We start from the raw sequence: 19,307 nt of genomic DNA on the forward strand, positions 1-19,307 counted from the left end.
TTTATAAGGAAAAGAAAAATATTGAAAATCTTTGAGGATTAACACTTAATTAGTTAAATTCGTAAGGAATGAACCTAAAATTCCTTTGATAATTGTATTGTTAACAAGGCACTTAAATTATTGAGTTGCTACTCTAATGCAAACTACATGAAAGCAAAAGATCTATCGAACCTCTCACATGAGAATGAAGCGAATGAAAATTTAGAAACATCTGAAGCAGGTGGTGATTCTCATGAAAATGAATCTGTTGAAGAAAAAACTTCAGATGATCAGCCTGTAATGAAGGAGACTCCTGAAGATAAAAAGGAATCTTCCGAAATAATAAATGAGGAAATGGAATCAGAAGGGGAGGTTCCCGAAATAGAAGTTAAAGAAGACGAAGATGTTTCTGTGGCTGAAGTTGCGGAGGAAAAATCTGTTGGTAATTCAGAAGATCAGAAAGAGGTGGTAGAAGTGCAGGCAGAGCCCGATTATACAATAATGGAAAAAAGTGAGTTGGTTGACCGCTTAACTCTTTTGCTGGAACATAAGCCTGCGAAAGGTTTAAAGGGCAAACTGGATGCAATAAAACACAATTTTTATAAAAAGCACAATGAAGAGCTTGCCGAAGCCAAAAAGAAATTTTTGGAGGACGGGGGAAAAGAGGAGGAATTTGATTTCGGAAAAGATGAATTAGAGCTGAAAATGAAGGAACTGCTTCATGATTATAGAGGGAGCCGGATCGTTCAGACCCGAAATTTGGAAGAGGAAAAAGAGACTAACTTACAGATTAAGTATCAGATTATTGAGGATATAAAAGATCTGGTAAATAGAAAAGAAGCTTTCGATAAAACTTTTCAGGAATTTAGAGATTTGCAGAAAAAATGGCACGATACAGGTATGGTTCCGCAGGTTGCTCTTAAAGATTTGTGGGATAATTATCATCATCATGTTGAGAATTTTTACGATTATATAAAAATTAATAAAGAGCTGCGCGATCTCGATTTAAAAAAGAACTTGGAGGCTAAAGTTCGCTTGTGCGAGGAGACTGAAAAATTATTGGAAGACCCTTCGGTAGTGAAGGCTTTTAATACTTTGCAAAAATATCACGAACAGTGGAGAGAAATTGGACCGGTTCCCCGTGAACAAAAAGAAGAGATTTGGGAACGATTTAAGGAGGCCACAACAATAATTAACCGAAATCATCAGGAATTTTACGAGGGTTTAAAATCAGAACAAAAAACGAATCTTGAGAAAAAAGAGGTTCTGTGTGATAAAGTGGAATTAATAGCCAATGCTAACATTGAATCTCATAAAGATTGGAATGCGAGCTCTAAGGAAATTTTAGATCTTCAAAAAGAGTGGCGGACAATTGGTTTTGCACCTAAAAAAGACAACAATAAAATTTATCAGCGTTTCAGAACTGCCTGCGATCTGTACTTTGATAAAAAGCGTAAGTTTTATTTGAAGCTGAAGGATAAGCTTGGTGATAATTTGGAGAAGAAAACAGAATTGTGCGAGCTTGCAGAGGGTCTGCAGGACAGTACAGATTGGAAGGAAACAACAGACAAATTAATCGCTATTCAAAAAGAATGGAAAAAGATAGGGCCTGTACCTCGTAAGGTTTCAGAGGAATTGTGGGTTCGGTTCAGAGCTGCATGTGATAAGTTTTTCAGCAGTAAATCGAAACATTTTGATCATGTAGATACTGATCATGCTGAAAATTTGAAACTTAAAGAGGAAGTGATTGATAAGATTCGAAATTTTCAATTTAGCGGTGATGATGAGGAAAATTTAGCCGTTCTTCGTGAATTTCAGAAAGAATGGACACAAATAGGACACGTTCCTTTTAAGAAGAAAGATAAAATACAGGAGGATTTTAGAAGAGCATTAAACGCTGTTTATGACAAGATGGATCTGGAAACAGAGGATAAGGAAGTTCAGAAATTTCAATCAAAAATTGATAATTTCCTAAGCATGAATCATTCCGAAGACAAAATTATTGGCGAGAGAAATAAAATTGTCGGTAAAATTAAGCAGCTGGAAACTGATATAGGCTTATGGGAAAATAACATTGGATTCTTTTCTGCCTCAAAAACATCAGATTCTATAGTTCAGGAAATTGAAGAGAAAATCGAAAAAGGAAAACAGAGTTTGAAACTTCTTCAGGAAAAATTGAAAGTTATTGATGGGTTGGTTTCATAGAATAAATTGATCGGAATAAATATCATCCTCCATTTTTATAGTGGAGGATTTTTTGATTGAATACAAAAGCTTTGAAGGCTCTAACTATCAGATGTATTTTGGTTTAATTTAGGGGAGAGCAAAACGTTTGTGTTTTCTTATTTTCTATCTGGAAAATATCTGAAAAGCAGGATTCCCTAAATTTGATCTTGTGAAATAGGAAAATAGTTTCCTAAAAATGCATAAATTAACTACTTTTGCACCTTTAATAATTCATAAAACGTTCAGCAAGTGTCAACAACCAAATACATCTTCGTTACAGGTGGGGTAACCTCCTCATTAGGAAAAGGAATAATAGCATCATCATTGGCTAAATTATTACAAGCCAGAGGTTATTCTGTTACCAATCAGAAACTGGATCCTTACTTAAATGTAGACCCGGGTACTTTAAATCCTTACGAGCATGGTGAGTGTTTCGTAACCGATGATGGGGCTGAAACCGATTTGGATTTGGGACATTACGAACGTTTTACCAACATTCCTACTTCTCAGGCTAATAATGTTACAACAGGTAGAATTTACCGTAATGTTATTAATAAGGAAAGAAAAGGAGATTTTTTGGGGAAAACAGTTCAAATCATTCCTCATATTACCGATGAAATTAAGAGAAACATCAAAATGCTTGGTTCAAAGCATAAATTTGATGTAGTAATTACTGAAATTGGTGGTACTGTTGGAGATATTGAATCTTTACCATACATCGAAGCTGTTCGTCAGTTAAAGTGGGAGTTGGGACGCGATGCTATTGTAATTCACCTTACGTTGGTGCCGTATCTTGCTGCTTCGGGCGAACTAAAGACCAAACCTACTCAGCATTCTGTAAAATCATTGTTGGAAACAGGAGTGCAGCCGGAAGTTTTGGTGTTACGTACCGAGCACGAATTGCCTAATGATGTTCGCAGAAAGGTAGCATTGTTTTGTAATGTTGAACCAAATGCAGTTATTCAGTCGATTGATGTAAAAACAATTTACGAGGTTCCTTTAAAAATGAGAGAGGAAAAACTCGATGTAATTGTTTGTGAAAAGCTAGGTTTGGATTTAAAAAAGGAGCCTAAATTAATTGAATGGACTAAGTTTTTGAATCGGTTACAGAACCCAAAATCAGAAGTTAAAATTGGTTTGGTAGGAAAATACGTTGAATTACATGATGCTTATAAATCAATTGCTGAGTCGTTTTTACATGCGGGTTCGGTAAACGAATGCAAAGTAAATATTCAGTGGATTCATTCCGAAAAGCTGACTGATAAAAATTATCAGGAAGAATTGAAAGACCTTAAAGGAATTTTAGTTGCTCCGGGTTTTGGTCACAGAGGTATTGAAGGAAAAATTCTTGCCACTAAATATGCCCGCGAGAATAATATTCCTTTCCTTGGAATTTGTTTAGGCATGCAGGTTTCGGTAATTGAATTTGCCCGTAACGTATTAAAGTTGGAAGATGCCGATTCTTTAGAGATGAATCCTAAATCTCCATATCCGGTAATCGACCTTATGGAAGAACAGAAAAACGTAACTGAAAAAGGCGGAACTATGCGTTTGGGAGCTTACGATTGTATTTTGAAAGATGGTTCGAAAGCATTAAAAGCATACGGACAAAAGGAAATATCAGAACGTCACCGCCACCGTTACGAATTTAACAATGAGTATTTAGAGCAATACGAAGCAGCTGGAATGAAAGCGACTGGAATGAATCCTGATACAGGCTTAGTTGAAGTTGTTGAGTTGGAAGGACACAAATGGTTTGTTGGGGTACAATTTCACCCCGAATACAAGAGTACTGTTATTAAGCCACATCCTTTATTTGTAGAGTTTGTGAAAGTGGCAATGGAGTAAAATAAGAGCGCCGCGAGTCTCTAATGCATTTAAAGACCTCGCAGGAGGAGTTTTAAGCTGTAGATGTACTCGTTACTTTAAGAACATAAGATTTAAAAAATATAAAATGGATAGAAATTCGATTTTTGGCTTGTTGATCATCGGAGCGATTTTGATTGGGTATACGTACCTGACAAAGCCATCTGAAGAGGAAATCAAGGCCATAAACACCAGAGACTCAATTGCGCGGGTTGATCGCCTGCACAATGAAGAGGTCGAAGCTGCCAGACTGGAAGGCTTAAAGGCTCAATATGCTGAAGTAAAAGAGGATACTGTTGCAATGAAAGAATCCTATGGTGCTTTTGCTGGTGCGGTAAATCAGCAGGAAGAATTCATTACTCTTGAGAACAAATTGGTAAAGCTAACTCTGAATACCAAAGGGGGGCGAATTAGTAATGTTCAGTTGAAGAAATTTCAAACCCACGATTCTCTGCCTTTGCTTTTATGGGCAGAAAAGAACAGTAAGTTTGGATTAACATTCTATTCCGAAAACAAGCCGATGAACACTCAGGACTTGTTTTTTGTTGAAGCGAATGGTGCTGATGCGGTAGATGCAACAAGCTCTGAAAAAGGGGTTAGTATGCGATTGATGGTTGGAGATGATAAGTATATTGAGTATAAATATACTTTGGCTCCTGATTCTTATATGGTCGATTTTACTGTGAACTTGGTAGGAATGCAGGATGTGATTTCCCGTAATTCCAATTTCGTTACTTTCAATTGGCAGGAAGATATCCCAGGTCAGGAAAAGGGACGTAAGTTTGAGAATCAATACACCGCTTTGTATTACAAATTTTTCGAAGATGCTGTTGAAAGTTTATCGGCCGCCGGAGAAAAAGAAGAAGATTTAGCGACAAAAGTAAAGTGGATTGGATTTAAACAACAATTTTTCTCTTCTGTTTTAATTGCTGATGAGGCGTTTAAGGGAGTAAAGCTGAAATCGTCTACTATGGATGAAACTTCCAGGGTTCTGAAGAATTTCTCAGCAGAAATTTCTCTTCCTTATCAGGGAAACAAAATTGAAACTTATCCAATGCAATTTTATTTTGGGCCTAATAAGTTCAAAACGCTGCGAAAGTATGGTAAGGATATTCAATTGGAATCCATGGTAAATTTAGGATGGGGAATTTTTGGATGGATCAATCGCTACTTCGTGATTGAAATCTTTAATTTCCTGGAAAGATTTATTAGTAACTACGGAATCATTATTCTGATTTTAACCATCATTATTAAGTTGCTTTTGGCACCACTGACCTACAAGTCGTACATGTCGACAGCAAAAATGAAGGTGTTGAAACCTCAGATAGATGCTATTAATGAGAAAATCCCAAAAGACAAAGCAATGGAACGCCAGCAGGCAACTATGGCTCTGTATAAAAAAGCAGGAGTAAACCCAATGGGTGGATGTTTGCCAATGTTGGTACAGTTTCCATTCCTGATTGCCTTGTTTCGCTTCTTTCCTGCATCATTCGAATTGCGTCAGCAAAGTTTCCTATGGGCAAAAGATTTATCATCATACGATTCAATCATGACACTACCTTGGAATATTCCATGGTATGGCGATCACGTAAGTTTGTTTTGCTTGTTGATGGCAGGTACCAACTTGGTGTACACGAGTATGAATGGACAAATGCAATCATCGCAGCAAATGCCAGGTATGAAATACATGATGTATTTAATGCCGGTAATGTTCTTAGGATGGTTTAATAACTATGCATCAGGTCTTTCTTACTACTACTTTATTGCAACTTTATTTACTGTTCTTCAAACCATAGCCATTCGTAAATTTATGGTTGATGACGATAAGGTATTGGCAATGTTAGAAGCAAATAAGAAAAAGCCGGTTAAGAAATCGAAATTCCAACAACGTTTGGAAGAAGCCGCTAAGCAAAGAGGCAAAAAATAAGATCCTATTACATTGATATATAGAAAGAGCTCCAGTATTGGAGCTCTTTTTTTTTGTTTTACAGTTCCCTCTCCTTCAGGAGAGGGTTAGGGTGAGGTGTTTTGCCAAAGGACTAGGGAGAGGTGTTTAGAAAAGATCAGTCTGAGGTTTTTATATGGGGAGAAGTTTTACAATTAGTAAAAAGTAGGGAGAGGTATTATTCAATAATAAACAATTGAACACAGGAAGTTTAAGTTGAATATAAAAAACACTTTAACAGAAGGTTATTTGTTTGTTGTGATTTTAAAATGTGTCAGGTTGCGGCACCCCAAATAAATAGTGACGATGTAGATTTGTTGAATATAAATCATTGAAAAATAAGCGTAAAATATGATTAGCTGATATCCGATGGTGAATTCATTGTTTGCAGGCAAGCATCTCATTATTTGTGATGAAATGATTTTTTCTGTAAACAAACAGGGTAGTGGCTGTTGATTGTTATTTGTTTGTATCGTTAGATAGGATATTTGGTTGTTAAGAGTCGGTTATCTTCTTTTAAATGAGAATGAATAGGAAATTATTTTTTTTGGTTGCATTAAATATGATTAACTTAAGTATTGCTAAAAATGAATGATCTCATACTTATTTGGGCAATATCTTTAAAGCAAAAATAATTTGAATGAGAACCGGGATAAATGTTGCCCCCTGATTATTTGTGAAACACGAAACAAACTATATCTGTTAAAATCAAAAACAAACAAGCATGGAAACTAAATTTGAAGCTTTTGAAAGTATTGGACTTTGCTTTAGCGGTGGAGGATATCGGGCCACGTTTTTTTCATTAGGAGTAATATCTTATTTAAATAAAATAGAATTTAAGAAAAAGCCGCTCCTTAGCAATGTTGAGGCCATTAGTTCGGTCAGTGGCGGCACGTTGCTGGCAGTGGCTTATGCAAAAGCAGTGCAGGATTCCAATTTCAAATTCGATTCTTTTTACGATCGTTTTTATTCAACATTTACTCCCGGGGCAGACCGGCTGCTCGAAAATGCAATTTCAAAATTGGAGGATAATTCAGTCTGGAAGAACAGTTCGTACAAGAAAAGATCATTAATCAATGCCTTCGCCCTTGCCTATTCCGATCTTGATATATTTAAGGGGAAATTTGAGATGTTTAAAAATATGACCTCTTTAAATTTAAAGCATGTTTGTTTTAATGCTACTGATTTCTCTTTCGGATTGGCCTTCCGGTTTCAAAGTACCGGAAAGTTTGGAAACAATCCATTGAATTGCACTGAGATCAATAAAATAAACGGAAAAATTGACCTTGCAGATATTGTAGCCTCATCATCATGTTTTCCGATAGGTTTTGAACCATTACTATTTCCTGATGATTACTTTAAAGACAGGAATGATTTAGACTATAAAGCTTTAAAAAGGCTGGACAATTTTGCCAAAGGTGTTGGTATAATGGATGGAGGAATTGTCGATAATCAAGGGATTGGCAGCATGATGAACATCAACAAATCCATGGAAGGGAAACGCGGTAAAGCATTGGATTTAATTATTGTGAACGATGTGGGGAGTTATAAAATGGTTCCCTGGCTGGGCGATTCTTCTACCGGTTCTTCTCAGGTAACAGTTCGGAAAATGGTGCTGAAATTGCTAAACTACTTCCGGTTTCACTGGGCATATTGGGCAACTCTGCTGGCAGGCATTGTTTTGATGCTGATTAATTCTTTGGAATTAATTAAGGGGAGAGCCTGGCCATCCATTTATGTGCTGGGGGGAGTAGTAACAGGTATCGGTTTTTGTTTATCCTTAATCGGTGTTGCTGCAGGGTATCTAAAGAGTGATGTGCTGCGAAAAGTGAAGTCGGTATTCGAGAAGAATGTTCCGGAGGAGTTGTTGGACGAAGTAATGTCTTTTCAGAGATTGGATATTGATTTGGTGAAAAGAATGCTGATTGAAAGAGCCACATCGGGGGCTAAAATGGTAAGTGATGTTTTCCTGAAACAGATCAGACGCTTAAATTACAATTTGATTTACTCCAAAGAGGAATTGAAAAATAGAATCATCACATCTACTGTGTATAAGTTGAATGGCAAAGAAACATTGTACAAAAACAATTTCAAGCACAACATACAAATCACTCCGGCAGGAAAGCAGCTGAAGCAGGTTGCATTAATAGCCTCCGAAGCTCCAACATCATTGTGGTGGGATAAAGAGGATGTCTCTACCGATAGAATGGATTCACTCATAGCATGCGGTCAGTTTACCACTTGCTTCAACCTGATGAATTATATTTTGGAGCTGAAGGAGAATGATATCTCTTCGAAAGAAATAGATGACATGTACAAACTACTCGAAAAAGATTGGAGAAAATTTAATGAGAATCCATTGTTTATGGTCTAGCAATTTATCACCCGTTTAAATGGTTGATGCGATTTAATGAAAGTCAAAAAATCATGAAAAGTATCCGCCCGCAATTATCAAATTAAATAGTTTCAAAACAAACAAATCCAAATGATGAGAGTGAAAAATATAGGAGTACTGGCAGCATTGTTTCTGTTTACCGCCTGTGCCTCAATTCCAAAAGAGACAGTATTATTATCTCAAACCCTCGGCAGCGATCTGCAGATATTGCATCAATCGCACAACGATATTACCGATCTCTATTTCAAAAAAATTGAAAATGATATTAATTCTTTTGTTGATGATGTTTATGTTCCTTTTGTAATTCATTATGCATTAAAAAGTCAGTTACAGGATTACAAGGACGGAAAACCATGTTTGTACAGTGTAATTGAGCTGGCAGGAAAACAAGAAGGAGAAGAAGAAGCGAAAGCTGCAATTAATGATATGCAGGAATTTCTTGAAGCGGCTCAAAATCAGATATCCGGCAAAAGAAAGGAGTTGCTGCTGCCAATAAAACAGCAGCATTCCGAAATTACCAAATCAATCAATCAGTCGTACGAAAATGCCCTTACTGCCAATCGTACCATTACAGCTTACCTGCAGTCGTTGCGAAAATTAAAAGAAACACAGCAGGAAGCACTTTCAATGATCGGTTTACAAGGAGCAGACAGCCTGCTTACAAATTCGTTGGTGAAAGTTTCGGAACAGGTTGAGAAGGCTGTTGAAACAGGGAAAAAAATCGATGCACAAAGCGATGATGCCTACAAACAAATCCAGAAAATAACAAATCAGATAAAAGAGATAACCAATAAAAAACAAAGCAATGGCGAAAAATAAATATGATGATTTATTTGCTGAAGCTGATGCAGCTTTTACCGGCAAATACCAACAGGAATTAAATGAATTAAAAGGATTATCGAAAGAAGAAATTGATGCTCTTATCCCTAAAACCACCGATTCAAAAATATATTTGGATCTTATAAATGCGGTTGACCAAGCATCAAAAGACAATCTGTCACAAGCCCAATTAATCCATAATATTAAAGAATTGGGTAATGTAGCTGTTAAAATTGCAAAGAAAATACCAAAGTTCGCTGCTTTACTGTAGCCTGTTAACAGGCTGATGAGTAACGACTTTACATCCCGATGGCGGTTCTGTTTGAATGGATTCCACCCTGTCCATCGTCCCGAATAATTTTGGGATTCCCTTAAAAAAGGGAGAACAGAACCAGGCCGTCGTTGCCAAGCCGAAGCATAAGGCAACAGCAATCCCTTTCAAATTGTGTGAATCCACGTTTTAATAATACTCCATCAGCGGTTCCAACCCCTGACGGTGGTTCTGCAGTTCCCTCTCCTGCAGGAGAGGGCTAGGGAGAGGTATTTCGAAGATGCCAAACAGAGATTTTTGGATTTTCGAATGAATATTTTCAGGTTTAACACCTCATCCCCCAGCTCCTTCTCCTAATTGCGCATTTTCAGTTCCCTCTCCTTCAGGAGAGGGTTAGGGAGAGGTATTTTGATCTGGACGGTTTGGTATGTGGTTTTTAAACCGGATAGGCTAGGGAGAGGTATTTCGAAAAAGAATCAGGTGAGGTTTTATATTTTGTAAAAGAACAAGATGAGGTTTTATATTTGTAAAGAGTAGGGAGAGGTGTTTTGTTTTGCTCCTATTTAGCTTTCTTCTAAATAAATTTTGGCGGAAATTATAGGGTGTAAAACTCTGGTGAGCAAGACAGTGAAGTTGGGAAGTTTTCAAAATATCTCTGCAAAGGCTTCCGTCTTTTAGTCCTCTTCTCATACACAGTAAACAAACAATCTCATTTCCTAAATCAAATTAGCAATGGCTAAATTTACCAAAGAAGATGCACTTAGCTATCACGAAGGCACACGTCCCGGAAAAATTGAAGTAGTACCCACCAAACCTCATTCCACCCAATTGGATTTATCGCTGGCCTATTCGCCGGGGGTTGCCGAACCCTGTTTGGCCATTGAGAAGAACCCTGGTGATGTGTACAAGTACACCGCGAAAGGAAATTTGGTGGCGGTGATCTCGAACGGAACGGCTGTTTTGGGTTTGGGCGATATTGGTCCTGAGGCCGGCAAACCGGTGATGGAAGGAAAAGGATTGCTGTTCAAGATTTTTGCTGATATCGATGTGTTCGATATTGAGGTAGATACCAAAGATGTGGATGAGTTTGTGAAGATTGTGAAGGGAATTGCGCCCACCTTTGGAGGTATTAATTTAGAGGATATAAAAGCACCCGAGTGTTTCGAGATTGAGGACCGGCTAAAAAAAGAGCTGAAAATTCCCGTAATGCACGACGATCAGCACGGAACAGCCATTATTTCGGCAGCTGCATTGCTGAATGCGGCCGAAATTCAGAACAAAAAACCGGGTGACATTCATCTGGTGGTAAACGGTGCCGGGGCATCGGCAGTGGCCTGCACGCGTTTGTATATTTCGCTTGGCGTTAAAAAAGAGAACATTGTAATGGTCGACAGCAAAGGCGTAATTCACGAATCGCGCAGCGATTTAAGTGCCGTTAAAAAGGAATTTGCTACCCGTAAAAATGTTCACACACTAAAGGAAGCCTTAGTAGGCGCAGATATGTTTTTGGGTTTATCGGTAGCCGATGTGCTCACGCCCGAAATGATTATGTCGATGGCAGCCAGACCCATTGTTTTCGCCATGGCCAATCCAAATCCCGAAATTGATTACGATTTGGCCATGGAAACCCGTAAGGATTTAATTATGGCTACCGGCCGGTCCGATCATCCCAATCAGGTAAACAATGTGCTGGGTTTTCCCTTTATTTTTCGCGGTGCTTTGGATGTAAAAGCAACGGCCATTAACGAGGAAATGAAGATTGCAGCCGTGCGGGCTTTGGCCGGTTTGGCCAAAGAGGATGTACCCGATATGGTGAACATTGCTTACGGAAAATTGAATTTAAATTTTGGTGCTGATTACATCATCCCCAAGCCACTCGATCCTCGATTACTTACAATAGTTGCTCCGGCAGTTGCCAAAGCGGCAATGGATTCGGGCATTGCGCACGCTCCGATTACCGATTGGGAGGTTTATAAACTGCAATTGGAAGAGCGTTTGGGCCGCGACAATAAACTAATGAGGGCTTTAACCGATAAAGCCAGGCGGAGTCCGAAACGGGTGGTATTTGCCGAGGGAACTAATTTTAAGGTTCTGAAAGCAGCTCAAACCGTATTGCACGAAGGAATTGCTCAGCCTATTTTACTGGGGAATACGGAATACATCGAAAAATTAATTCAGGAAAACGATTTGGATTTGGGAAATGTACCTATTATTAATTGGCGGGGAGCAGAGGAAAGAACCCGAAGAGAGGAGTACGCAAAGGTATTGTTTCAGAAACGCAGCCGAAAGGGCTTAACCTATTCCGAGGCTCTCGATAAAATGACGGATCGTAATTATTTTGGTGCCATGATGGTTGAAATGGGTGAGGCCGATGCTTTTATCAGCGGATCTACTTCGAAATATTCTGAAGCCATCCGGCCGGCAATTCAAACCGTTGGTATTAAACCCGAAATCAATCACATTGCCGGCATGTATCTGATGATGACCAATAAGGGACCCATCTTTTTCTCTGACACAACGGTGAATCCCCGGCCTGAGGCACAAACTTTGGTCGATACCACTTTACTGACAGCCGAAGCGGTTCGCAAATTCAATATCGAACCGGTAATTGCAATGGTTTCCTACTCCAATTTTGGATCGATACGTGAGGGAAGTCCGGTGCGGGTGCAGGAGGCGGTGAAAATTTTGCATCGCGATTATCCTGATTTAATTGTGGATGGTGATATTCAGATGAATTTTGCATTGAATAACGAACTCAGAACCAAAATGTTTCCGTTCACGAAGTTGGGGAACTGGAAAGTAAATACGATTATTTTTCCGAACCTAAGCAGTGGCAATATTGCTTACAAAATTATGCAGGAGTTGGGTGGAGCAGAAGCAATCGGGCCAATTTTACTGGGAATGAATAAATCAATTCATATTGTTCCCCTCGAAAGTTCGGTTCGCGAATTGGTGAATCTGGTTACCATTGCTGTGGTGGATGCGCAGGGACAGTGACAAGTAACAAGTAATAAGTTGCAAGTGACAAGTGACAAGTGACAAGTGGCAAGTGACAAGTTGCAAGTGACAAGTAACAAGTAACAAGTAACAAGTAACAAGTAACAAGTAACAAGTAACAAGTGGCAAGTAACAAGTTGCAAGTGGCAAGTACTGCAAGTAACTAGATGCAAAATAAGTGCGAAGCTTCAGTTGAATATTTTATGATTTTCGCTGAAGCTTTTTCCATTAATTGATTCATTTGTTAGATGAATGGTCGATAAATAACTTTTTTTTTCTTCATTCAATCCATGTAGGGAAGCGACTGAAATCGCTTTGTTTAAGATTACCAATACAGGATTCTATCGGAATGCGAAAATTGGATATTAAAATAAGATAAACAAAGCAGGCTTGTTTAATTTTCCTTATCCATTGAATATCAGTAAAAAAGATGCATTAGTCAGATAATAGTCTCCCCTTACCAAAATTGTTTAGATTCTGTCTAAGTAAAGAACCTTCAAATTTGTTCCTTAGCAAAAATCTCCCGAAATTTTATTTACCGTTCAAAGAATATGCGAATGGCATTGAAGAAAAAAAGCAGTCTGATTTTCTTTGACGAACAAAACCATTGTTTTTCGAAAGTTTTACTTTTCGATGAATGATTAGATGTAAAAAGATAACGGTACAACATCTTTCTGTGACCGAGGAAGCGAAGCTGTGCCCTATCAGATAGAAACCAACCGCTCCTCCACGAGAGTAGATACATATAGTCTTCAACCAACTATCGTCTATTTTCCTGCAGACCTTATTCACTTGTCAACCTTAACTCAACCACCATGCAAGCCATCAAAAGACCTTACTTTTGGCATGCGATCTATACCCGGTCGCGGGCTGAAAAGAGGCTCCATCAAGAATTGTGCTCGAAAGATATCGAGTGCTACCTTCCTTTACAAAAAGAGCTTCGACAATGGAGTGACCGTACGAAATGGGTGGAAGAACCCCTTCTTCGGTCCTATTTATTTGTGAAAGTCAGCGAAAGAGAATACTACAATGTAATTAACTCTGTTTTTGCAGTGAGGTATGTAACTTTCGGTGGCAAAGCTGTGCCTATACCCGAACAACAAATTGAAGCACTTCGACTTTTTTTAGAAGATAAAAACCGCAAGGTTGATCTTTGTTCAGATCATCTGGAAAAAGGAGAGTTGGTTGAAGTTGTTGCAGGCCCTCTAAAAGGCATTCAAGGCGAAATCACACAAATAAAGGGGAAGAATCGGATTGTTATCCGCTTCGATTCTTTAGGAACTTGTGTTTATACAGATATTAGTCTGGATACCATTAAACAAGTTCAACCAGTCACGCACTAAAATTTCAGTAAATCTTATGAATAAAATGGAAATAGTTACCACAATAGGTATGGGGTATATTGGCCTGCCTACGGCTGCTCTTATTGCGAACAGCGGTATGAGAGTTCATGGAGTGGATGTAAACCCAAAGGTAGTTGAGGCCGTGAACGAAGGCCGGATTATTATTGTTGAGCCCGATTTGGATGTTTTGGTAAAAAGAGTGGTGGAGGATGGTTATTTAAGCGCTCACCTGCAGCCCGTGGAAGCCGATGTGTATACTATTGCTGTACCTACTCCTTTTAAAGGAAATCATGAGCCGGATATTTCCTATGTGCTTGCTGCAGGCAATGCTGTTATTCCTTTACTGAAGGCGGGGGATTTGTTCATAATTGAATCAACATCTCCGGTAGGGACAACCGGGAAGGTAAGAGATTTGATTTATTCAAAACGTCCGGATCTGGAAGGAACAATTTTTATTGCTTATTGTCCGGAACGGGTATTGCCCGGCAATATTATTTATGAATTGGAACACAACGACCGGGTAATTGGTGGTATTGATGAAGAATCGACGGAACGGGCCTGTGAATTCTTTCAAAAATTTGTGACCGGAGAATTGCACCGGACCAATTCAAAAACTGCTGAAATGTGCAAATTGGTTGAGAATTCATCCCGCGATGTACAAATTGCTTTTGCCAACGAACTTTCAATTATTTGCGATAAGGCAGGTATTGATGTTTGGGAGTTGATTGAGTTGGCGAACAGGCATCCGCGGGTTACTATTTTAACTCCCGGCTGCGGAGTAGGAGGGCACTGCATTGCAGTTGATCCTTACTTTATTGTTTCGGAGTATCCCCTGGAAAGTCAGATCATTGGAAAAGCCAGAGAAATAAATAATTACAAGGCTTTTTGGTGTGTTGAGAAAATTAAGAATGCCAGTCTGCAGTTTCAGCTGAAACATGGATACGAACCAAAAATTGCTTTAATGGGAATGGCATTTAAGCCAAATATTGATGATTTGCGCGAATCGCCTGCCAAATACATTGCGCAAAAAGTAATCGGATCCGAACAGAACGGAATCCTGCTTGTTGAACCAAATATTGATTCACATCCTGAATTTGAACTCTCTGATTATAAAAATGCTTTTGATGCTGCAGATATGGTTGTTTATTTGGTTGCACACAGAGAATTTTATTCTTTACCGAAATCAAAGAATAAATTGGTTTTGGATTTTTGTGGAGTAACCAACAAGCAAACAGAAGATCTCGAAGCCGTGCGTGTTGAATCAGCTGTAAAGAGATCAGTCAATAAATAGGAATAAGTACTCAGTAATTAGCAGCAGGTCTTTTTAATATACAACTTCTACTGTGCTGTTTATCAGCTGCTGATTATCAATTACCAGTTGTCATTACCGGTTACTAGTACTGTTTACTATCTACTGTTTACTATCTACTGAGTACTATCTACTGAGTACTATCTACTAAGTACTATCTACTAAGTACTATCTACTAAGTACTATCTACTAAGTACTATCTACTAAGTACTATCTACTAAGTACTACTTACCAATGTACCGCTCAAGGACAACCACATTTTTAGGAGCGGAACAGTAAAAATTATTCACTTTTAAATGAACCGAATTATGAACGGGAATGGAAAATACAGGGTGTTATTGGTTTTTGGAACCCGCCCCGAAGCCATAAAAATGGCGCCGCTAGTAAAAGAATTTCAGAAGTATCCCGATGATTTTGAGACGATTGTTTGCGTAACCGGCCAACATCGCGAAATGCTCGATCAGGTACTTGATTTGTTTGATATTCAACCCGACTACGATCTTGAAATCATGAAGTCCGGTCAGGATTTATATGACATTACCAGCCGGGTGCTTATTGGAATGCGCGATGTGCTGAAAGAAGCCAGTCCCGATTTGGTATTGGTGCACGGCGATACATCCACATCTTCGACAACAGCTTTGGCCGCTTACTATCAGCAAATAGCTGTTGCGCATATCGAAGCAGGTTTACGAACCAATAATTTGTATTCGCCATGGCCCGAAGAGGGCAATCGTCAAATTACCGGAAGATTGGCACAATGGCATTTTGCACCTACCATTATGGCTCAAAAAAACCTGATGGATGAAGGAATCAGCAAAAGCAGAATTGTTGTTACCGGCAATACCGTTATCGATGCTTTGCAGCTGACCCTAACCAAAATTCACCGTTCGTCGCGGGTGGTAATGAATATAATTAATGTGCTGCAGGCCAAAGGAATTCCTACCAGTTTAGTGGCCGACTGGGTATACCGTGCACGAAAAATGGTTTTGATAACCGGACATCGCCGGGAGAATTTCGGGAAGGGATTTTTAAATATCTGCGAATCGATTAAATTTTTAGCGGCGAAATATCCTGATGTCGATTTTGTGTATCCGGTTCATTTGAATCCGAATGTGCAGAAACCGGTTTACGAAATTTTGGGTAAGAATCCGGTGAACGGGGAGGCCGGTGCGAAAAACATTTTCCTGATTGATCCGATTGACTATTTGCCATTTGTTTACATGATGGATCTTTCTTACCTGATTTTAACTGATTCGGGAGGAATACAGGAAGAAGCTCCGTTTTTGGGGAAACCTGTTTTGGTGATGAGAGATACAACCGAGCGTCCTGAGGCCTTGTCGGCCGGAACAGTAAAATTGGTTGGTACGGATTCTTCCCGGATTATTGAAGCGGTGGAAATGCTTTTCGAGGAGGATGCCATTTACCGAAAAATGTCAACCGCCAGCAATCCTTACGGCGATGGAAATGCGTGTATCAGAATAGTACAGGAATTGAAAAAAGCGATTGCAGTTCGGGAAAAAATTGTTGCTTAACTACATTTATAAATGTCCGAATTAAAGAGTCAAACCATTAAAGGAGTATTCTGGAGTTTCCTTGAAAAATTTGGAAGCCAGTTCATTCTTCTGATTTCTCAGGTTATACTTGCCAGACTGCTGGAGCCGGAAGATTTTGGTTTGATAGGGATGCTGGCCATCTTTATTGGAGTTTCCCAGGCATTTATCGATAGTGGATTCGATAATGCACTCATCCAGAAAAAGGATGTGAATCAGACCGATTATTCAACGGTTTTTTATTTTAACATCGCAATAGGTTTTGTACTCTACTTCCTGTTATTTGCTGCAGCTCCTTATATTGCCGACTTTTTTCATCAGCCTTTGCTGATAGATTTAACGAGGGTTGTTTGTCTTGTTTTGGCAGTAAACTCTTTTGGCTTAATTCATTTGGTGAAGTTTAAAATTGAAATGAATTTTAAATCCATTGCTCAGGTAGTGGTAATTGCCAATTTTTTATCGGCTTTTGTAGGAATAGGAATGGCTTTACTCAATTTTGGTGTTTGGGCGCTTGCAGGTCAAATTATTGGCATCTATTTTTTTAGAACTGTTTTGTTTTGGATAAAAAGTTCGTGGCGGCCCTCATTTATTTTTTCCATTCAATCTTTTAAACAGCTGTTTCGTTTTGGTTCTAAACTGCTGCTGTCCGGCATTATCAGTCAAACTTTCGAGAACATTTACTTAATGGTAATCGGACGAATGTTTTCAGCATCAGCTTTGGGTTTTTACACGCAGGCAAAAAAACTGCAGCAGGTTCCGGTTACTACATTGGCACAGGTGGTGGGAAATGTAACCTTTCCGGCTTTTTCGAAAATTCAGGACGATAACGAAAAGTTGAAACAAGGATTCAGAAAACTGATTAAGCTTTTGGTCTTTATTAATTTCCCTCTGATGCTGGGACTGGCTGTGGTCGCCAAACCACTTCTGGTCTTAATTTTAGGTGCAAAATGGCTGCCGTCGGTACCTTATTTTCAGTTGTTGTGTATTGCAGGAATGATCTACACTTTGCACGCTTCTAATTTGAATATTTTAAAGGTAAAAGGCCGTTCTGATTTATTCTTGTACCTCGAAATTGTTAAAAAATCGATTGTGATACTTGCAATTATTATCGGATTGAATTGGGGAATAATGGGCTTGGTGATCGGCCAGATCTGTACCTCTTTCATAAGCTTTTTTATCAATGCTTTTTTTACAGGAAAATTGATTGCCTATACCATACCCAATCAACTTAACGACATTAGTCAAACCTTTTTAATCAGTCTTTTAATGGTTGCTTTTATGATGACAGGTTGGTTGATCAATAATGAAATTCTTTCTCTCTCTTACCAGATACTTGTAGGTATCGGATCTTATTTACTGTTGGCAATAGCAACAAAACAAGAAGCTTTGACCGATGGATTACTGATTTTAAAAGAAGTAATACCCCTAAGAAGATGGAAAAACATAAAATATTAGTTACCCGGCCGCAATTGCCGCCACTAAATGAATTTATCCCTTTGTTGGAGGATATCTGGGACAGCAGGTGGTTGACAAATAATGGCAAATACCATCAGGAATTTGAAAAACAACTGGCCGTTTTTCTTGGAGTACCTTACGTATCCTTATTTTCGAACGGAACGCTGGCCTTAATGGCAGCCTTGCAGTGTCTGAAAATAAAAGGAGAAGTAATTACTACACCATTCAGTTTTGTAGCCACAACCCACTCTTTATGGTGGAATGGAATAAAACCTGTTTTTGTTGATATTGAAGCTGATTACTGCAATTTGGATGCTAAATTGATTGAGGCCGCAATTACTCCTGAAACAACCGCAATATTGCCTGTTCACGTATATGGAAATCCGTGTGATGTTGATGAGATTCAGAATTTGGCCGACCGATATGGCTTGCGGGTAATTTATGATGCCGCTCATGCTTTTGGCGTGAAATACAAAGGATCCAGTGTTCTGAATTACGGCGATTTATCCATTCTCAGTTTTCATGCCACCAAAGTTTTCAATACCATCGAAGGGGGAGCAATCATCTGTCATGATTTGAAAACAAAAAAGCGAATTGATTATTTGAAAAATTTTGGCATTGCTGATGAAACAACCGTTGTTGCTCCTGGTATTAATGCTAAAATGAACGAATTGCAGGCCGCTTACGGTATTCTGCAATTAAAATATTTCGATTCGGCAATTGACGGCAGACAGCACATTACTGAAAAATACCGCGATGGCTTGAAAGATATAGATGGGGTACGTTACCTCGAAAATCCGGTGGATGTTGATTACAACTATTCCTATTTTCCTGTTTTTATTGACGAATTGGAGTTCGGCAGATCGAGAGATGATGTATATGAAGAACTGAAAAAGCACAACATTTACGGCCGGCGGTATTTTTACCCTTTAATCAGTGAATTTTCAACATACCGGGGATTGCCGTCAGCAAAAGGTTTGGATATTGCTTACGAGATATCACGACAGGTAATTTGTCTTCCCTTGTATCCTGATTTACCCGATGAAGTAGTTGATACTGTTGTGTCTGTTCTTAAAGGGATGGCGCGGGTTGAGAGCAGAGAAATTCCTGTGAAGATATTGAGTCAAATTAAAAGAAAAATAGAGTAAAGCT

Annotated in this window: 12 protein-coding genes; all 12 read left to right on the forward strand. The window is 38.8% G+C overall.

Annotated features, from left to right (window positions below; all coding sequences use genetic code 11):
• Positions 1-147: 147 nt before the first annotated feature.
• Positions 148-2,184: a DUF349 domain-containing protein gene (locus BZG01_RS06160; RefSeq protein WP_101308952.1), complete on the forward strand. Its 2,037-nt coding sequence runs from the start codon at positions 148-150 to the stop codon at positions 2,182-2,184.
• 270 nt (positions 2,185-2,454) lie between these two features.
• Positions 2,455-4,053 carry a CTP synthase gene (locus BZG01_RS06165; protein WP_101308953.1) on the forward strand — a complete coding sequence of 533 codons (1,599 nt, stop codon included), beginning with the start codon at positions 2,455-2,457 and terminating at the stop codon, positions 4,051-4,053.
• Between the two features lie 106 nt (positions 4,054-4,159).
• On the forward strand, positions 4,160-5,998 hold the full coding sequence (yidC, locus tag BZG01_RS06170) for a membrane protein insertase YidC (protein WP_101308954.1): 1,839 nt from the start codon (positions 4,160-4,162) through the stop codon (positions 5,996-5,998).
• 742 nt (positions 5,999-6,740) lie between these two features.
• The gene (locus BZG01_RS06175) at positions 6,741-8,390 is read left to right on the forward strand and encodes a patatin-like phospholipase family protein (RefSeq protein WP_101308955.1); all 1,650 of its coding nucleotides are present in this window, start codon (positions 6,741-6,743) and stop codon (positions 8,388-8,390) included.
• Positions 8,391-8,504: 114 nt separating this feature from the next.
• Positions 8,505-9,230: a hypothetical protein gene (locus tag BZG01_RS06180; protein ID WP_218973022.1), complete on the forward strand. Its 726-nt coding sequence runs from the start codon at positions 8,505-8,507 to the stop codon at positions 9,228-9,230.
• Entirely contained in the window at positions 9,217-9,501 is a 285-nt protein-coding gene (locus BZG01_RS06185; protein WP_101308957.1) for a hypothetical protein, read from the forward strand. Before BZG01_RS06180 ends, BZG01_RS06185 begins: the two co-directional genes overlap by 14 nt.
• Positions 9,502-10,233: 732 nt before the next feature.
• Positions 10,234-12,498, forward strand: a complete 2,265-nt coding sequence (locus BZG01_RS06190; RefSeq protein WP_101308958.1) for an NADP-dependent malic enzyme — start codon at positions 10,234-10,236, stop codon at positions 12,496-12,498.
• Between the two features lie 815 nt (positions 12,499-13,313).
• Positions 13,314-13,841, forward strand: coding sequence for a UpxY family transcription antiterminator (locus BZG01_RS06200; protein ID WP_101308960.1), 528 nt, complete (start codon positions 13,314-13,316; stop codon positions 13,839-13,841).
• 16 nt (positions 13,842-13,857) lie between these two features.
• The gene (gene wecC / locus BZG01_RS06205; protein WP_101308961.1) at positions 13,858-15,132 is read left to right on the forward strand and encodes a UDP-N-acetyl-D-mannosamine dehydrogenase; all 1,275 of its coding nucleotides are present in this window, start codon (positions 13,858-13,860) and stop codon (positions 15,130-15,132) included.
• A 314-nt stretch (positions 15,133-15,446) separates the two neighbouring features.
• Entirely contained in the window at positions 15,447-16,682 is a 1,236-nt protein-coding gene (gene wecB / locus BZG01_RS06210; protein ID WP_245870282.1) for a non-hydrolyzing UDP-N-acetylglucosamine 2-epimerase, read from the forward strand.
• Between the two features lie 12 nt (positions 16,683-16,694).
• Positions 16,695-18,155, forward strand: coding sequence for an MOP flippase family protein (locus tag BZG01_RS06215; protein WP_101308962.1), 1,461 nt, complete (start codon positions 16,695-16,697; stop codon positions 18,153-18,155).
• Positions 18,134-19,303 (forward strand): DegT/DnrJ/EryC1/StrS family aminotransferase, encoded by a 1,170-nt coding sequence (locus BZG01_RS06220; RefSeq protein WP_101308963.1) that lies wholly within the window; start codon positions 18,134-18,136, stop codon positions 19,301-19,303. Before BZG01_RS06215 ends, BZG01_RS06220 begins: the two co-directional genes overlap by 22 nt.
• The last annotated feature ends 4 nt before the right edge of the window (positions 19,304-19,307 follow it).

The sequence above is a fragment of the Labilibaculum manganireducens genome (assembly GCF_002843385.1).
Taxonomy (GTDB): Bacteria; Bacteroidota; Bacteroidia; order Bacteroidales; family Marinifilaceae; genus Labilibaculum; species Labilibaculum manganireducens.